This is a genomic window from Kaarinaea lacus, from assembly GCF_975902315.1.
The window spans coordinates 1-4904 of sequence record NZ_CDLKIE010000324.1 but is presented as its reverse complement, the minus strand read 5'-3'; the positions used below and the strand labels follow the sequence as shown (position 1 = coordinate 4904).

4 protein-coding genes are annotated in these 4904 nt (G+C 46.1%); 3 read left to right on the top strand and 1 reads right to left on the bottom strand.

Translation table 11 applies throughout. From position 1 onward, the window contains the following. The 3 genes from ACWVCM_RS10430 to thrC all read left to right on the top strand — a co-directional run. The coding region (locus ACWVCM_RS10430; RefSeq protein ID WP_455201688.1) for an aminotransferase class I/II-fold pyridoxal phosphate-dependent enzyme at positions 1-875 on the top strand (875 nt) is incomplete at its 5' end. Positions 876-934: 59 nt separating this feature from the next. Continuing rightward, positions 935-2260 (top strand): homoserine dehydrogenase, encoded by a 1326-nt coding sequence (locus ACWVCM_RS10425; RefSeq protein WP_455201687.1) that lies wholly within the window; start codon positions 935-937, stop codon positions 2258-2260. A gap of 50 nt (positions 2261-2310) precedes the next feature. Beyond that, positions 2311-3393 (top strand): threonine synthase, encoded by a 1083-nt coding sequence (gene thrC / locus ACWVCM_RS10420; RefSeq protein ID WP_455201686.1) that lies wholly within the window; start codon positions 2311-2313, stop codon positions 3391-3393. Between the two features lie 15 nt (positions 3394-3408). Here thrC and ACWVCM_RS10415 read toward each other — a convergent pair. Further along, positions 3409-4904, bottom strand: a 1496-nt coding sequence (locus ACWVCM_RS10415) for a hypothetical protein (RefSeq protein WP_455201685.1), incomplete at its 5' end; no start/stop codon positions are given.

The window sequence follows — 4904 nt, the reverse complement described above, 5'->3', positions numbered from 1 at the left end:
CGGACGGGCGGTGGCTCGCCACGGTAGGGCCGGGCGACGCCGTATTGGTCCCCAATCCGTCCTATCCTATTCATCCCTATGGATTTGTGATTGCAGGCGCGGATATTCGCCATGTCCCCATCAAGCCAGGAGATGATTTTTTTGCGGAACTGGAAAAAGCCATTAAAAACTCCTGGCCCAAGCCAAAAATGCTGGTGTTGAATTTCCCCAGTAATCCCACCACCCAATGTGTGGACCTGGAATTCTTCGAAAAAGTGGTGGCCATTGCCCGGGAAAACGAAATCTGGGTCATCCAGGATATCGCCTATGCAGATATTACTTTCGATGGCTATGAGCCGCCGTCGATTTTGCAGGTCCCCGGCGCAAAAGAAGTGGCTGTGGAGTTTTATACCTTGTCAAAAAGCTATAATATGCCCGGCTGGCGCGTGGGTTTCATGTGCGGCAATGAATTGCTGGTGGATGCCCTGGCCAGGATCAAGTCCTACCTGGACTATGGCATGTTTACTCCAATCCAGGTGGCGGCGATCGCTGCCCTGGAAGGGCCGCAGGACTGTGTAAAACAGATCAGTGATATGTACTGCAGTCGGCGCAATGTATTGTGCGATGGATTGAATTCCGCCGGTTGGCAGGTAGAAAAGCCCAGGGCCACCATGTTTGTCTGGGCGCCCATACCGGATTTTTACAAGCACATGGGCTCATTGGAATTCGCCAAGAAATTATTACACGATGCCAAAGTGGCGGTGTCCCCTGGCATTGGTTTTGGGGAGTACGGTGACGACTATGTTCGCTTTGGTTTGATAGAAAACGAACATCGTACGCGGCAAGCAGTTCGCGGTATTCGCGATATGTTCCGTAAAGACGGTTATAAACCGTAATAAAAATTGTTGGACAAAAGGTTATAAATGGTCCGATTAAGGGCTAAGGAGATAGTTTAGTGGAGCCAGTAAAAGTAGGACTATTAGGACTGGGTACCGTCGGTGGCGGCACAGTCAATGTTTTATCGCGTAATGCAGAAGAGATTACTCGTCGTGCGGGTCGCGGCATTGAAATTACCCACGCGGCTGCCCGTGATTTAAACAAGGCTCGTATTTGCAATACCGACAATATTAAATTAACCACCGATCCACAACAGGTGGTTGACGATCCCGATGTGCAAATCATTGTGGAACTGATTGGCGGCGATAACCTGGCGAGAGAAATGGTCATGCGTGCCATTGCCAACGGGAAACATGTCGTGACCGCCAACAAGGCATTGATTGCCAAGCACGGTAATGAAATTTTTTCTGCTGCGCAATCCAAAGGTGTGATGGTGGCATTTGAGGCCGCAGTGGCTGGTGGTATTCCTATCATCAAAGCAGTGCGTGAAGGGCTGGCGGGAAACCAGATTGAATGGCTGGCGGGTATCATTAATGGTACCGGTAATTTTATTCTCACCGAGATGCGTGACAAAGGTAGTAACTTCGAAGATGTATTAGCCGAAGCACAGCGCCTGGGTTATGCCGAAGCTGATCCTACTTTCGATGTGGAAGGTATCGATGCCGCGCACAAGCTGAGTATTCTGGCATCGATTGCATTCGGAATACCACTGCAATTTGATAAGGTCTATACGGAAGGTATCACTAAAATTACCCGCGAAGATGTGGGGTATGCCGAACAACTGGGTTATCGCATAAAGCATTTGGGTATAGCCAAACGTACCGACAATGGTATTGAAATGCGCGTGCACCCAACCCTGATCCCGGAGAAGCGTCTCATTGCTAACGTTGATGGCGTAATGAACGCAGTATTGGTAAATGGTGATGCCGTTGGTCCAACATTGTATTACGGCGCGGGCGCCGGTGCCGATGCGACAGCATCGGCAGTAGTGGCAGATATCGTTGACGTGGTGCGCATGTTAACGTCCGATCCGGAAAATCGCGTACCCCATCTGGCGTTCCAGGCCGATGCATTGAGTGATGTACCAATTCTGTCCATGGAAGAGGTAACGACCGCTTATTATTTAAAAATGCAGGCAGCTGACAAGCCAGGCGTGTTGGCGGATGTTACGAATATTTTGGGTAAGCGTAATATCAGTATCGAAGCCATGATTCAAAAAGAGCCAGCTGGCAGTTTCAGTGAAGAAGAACGCACCGCGACGATTATTATGCTGACTGGTAATGTTATTGAGGGTGCCATGAACCAGGCAATTGAGGATATTGAAGCACTGGATACGATAGAAAATTCAGTAACCCGTATCCGTATGGAGCAATTATCTCGCTAAGCCGCGGTATCGCTAATCAAATCACATAAGAATTATCCAGAGGTAAACACATGCCATTTCGACCACGCTACACAGGGCTTATTGATAAATATCGTGACCGCTTACCAGTGCACGACGATACTCGAATCATCAGCCTGGGGGAAGGTAATACTCCTTTGATTCGCTTACACAACATTCCCAATGAGCTTGGCAAAAACGTAGATATTTACGTCAAGTTTGAAGGATTGAATCCTACCGGTTCCTTTAAAGATCGAGGCATGACCATGGCGGTGACCAAGGCCGTGGAAGAGGATAGCAAAGCCATTATTTGTGCTTCCACCGGTAATACCTCTGCGGCAGCCGCGGCGTACGCGGCGCGTGCTGGTATCACTGCGTTTGTTTTGATCCCGGAAGGTAAGATTGCCATGGGTAAACTGGCACAAGCCATGATGCATGGTGCCGTGGTCATTCAAATCAAGGGTAACTTTGACGATGGTATGAGTATCGTAAAAGAAATTGCCGATCATGCACCGGTAACCATTGTGAATTCCATTAATCCGTTTCGTATCCAGGGCCAAAAAACCGCTGCCTTTGAAATTGTCGAAGAACTGGAAGGTGCACCTGATTATCATTGTTTGCCAGTAGGTAACGCAGGCAATATTACGGCTTACTGGATGGGTTACAAAGAATATCATAAAGATGGCATTGCAGGGTCGACACCTGTGATGTGTGGTTACCAGGCAGCAGGTGCCGCACCGTTTCTGCGTGGTCACCCGGTTGAAAATCCTGAAACTGTAGCGACGGCTATTCGAATTGGTAATCCACAAAGCTGGGATGGTGCGATGGCAGCCAAGAACGAGAGTGGCGGCTGGTTTGATGAATTCACTGACGAAGAAATCCTGGCCGCGCAAAAAATGCTGGCTGACAAGGAAGGTGTATTCTGTGAACCCGCTTCCGCAACATCACTGGCTGGTGCTATGCGTGATATTAAAAGCGGCAAGATTCCCGAAGGGAGCAAGATTGTGTGTACCTTAACGGGCAATGGACTAAAGGATCCGGATACGGCCATCAAGCAAAGTACGACACCAATGGTTACCGTCGATGCGACTATGGATGCCGTACGGGATGCGATTTTGAGTAATATGGCATCTTGATCCAGGTTCGTGAAATTAGTATATACGCGACTCTGAAATATCTGGTGTATTAGTAATTCGCGTCAGGGAATTTTCCCTGGTGAAATCCAGGGCAAAGACATCATTACTATAAGATAGTGGAGATACATTTGGTTCATCGAATGAAATAAAAGCCAACACCGAGTTGCTAAAACCATAGATATCACTAACAAATTCTGCTCCTTCAGGAAGAGCGCCCAGGGTAATATTAACTTGATTGGTAGTAAGATCGAATACCTGTAATTCAGCGCCGCTAAAATTCCCCAATTCCTGTATATTTCTTAATAGTAGTAATTTTGAAGCATTGAGCTTTTCAGAGTGTGGCGTAAATTGAGTTCCTACCCACATTGCGTTGGGATATTGGTGTACGACGGCGTCGTTTTGGTCAATGACCATGGCAGTCGCTGTATTTGTTTGATTTCCGCCATTTGCAATTATTTCATCAAGTTTTTCATAGTAAATATGAGATTCATTCGCATACCTAAGGTGCAAACCTACATCGGAGGTATCTATTAGTATTGGCTCACCACCTGTTTTTGGAATTTTGTGCAGCTCCGTGGTTTGCAGTACGCCTAATTGTGGTTCATAAAGATAGGTGTAGGTAAAAATGTAGTTGTCAGTTATAGGTCCTAATAGAAATGCTGAGCTGATTGAGGCGTCAAGTGCAAATGGCTCCGCAGAACTACTACCATCGGCGTTAATTCTGTATATTGAGTACGCGGTAGAATTTTCTTTGACAGTAAAGTAGCAGTGTGTATTATCACAGTGCGTAAATATATTCCAGGCATTAGAGTGTGTGAATAAGCTGCTACTCAGTGAGTGCGTGTTTGCGTCATACCAGTAAAGATCATCATCAACTACTATAAAGACCCCGTCGATACTAACAAAATCAGTGTCTACCAGCCGCGTTGTTGTTGTGCCCGATATTAGCGTGGTGGGATTTTCAAAATTACTATCATACCGATATATAGTATTAGTACTATACTCTTCAACCAAAATATCTGATGCTCCAGAATTCGTACGGTTAAATAAAACTTGTATCCTTCCAAAATTAGTTTTGTCAGTCACATCTACAGGCCCAGTATTGGACGGTTGATCCACGCGAATCATCACATGGCGATTATCAGCGATAGTAGAGCAGTCACCGTCATTTCCGCTTGTTTCGTAAAGCACCATTGCTTTCTCAGGATTTGTGGTGCTCAACGGATAACTCGCTAAATGGCTGTAATTTTCTCTAATACAATTGTTGCTAACATCAGTGTTTATAACTGGTCGAGGTACAAGGTTTGATGTACTGTTGAGGTCGAGTTTCCACAGTTTGTTGTTATCAATGTATACGACATATTTACTTTGAAAATTATAATAAGAATTTGACGTTCTATGGTATTCGAAAGACTGTAAAGTGGTTGCGTCTACTAAGTCATGCGTTGAAATAGTGTGTTGAGTAAAATCTGTTGCGTCGACAACATTGAGGTTGCCCAGGTAGGGAAGGT

Coding starts and splice junctions, on each gene's coding strand:
- thrC (WP_455201686.1), top strand. CDS start 2,311: ATGCCATTTCGACCACGCTACACAGGGCTTATTGATAAATATCGTGAC.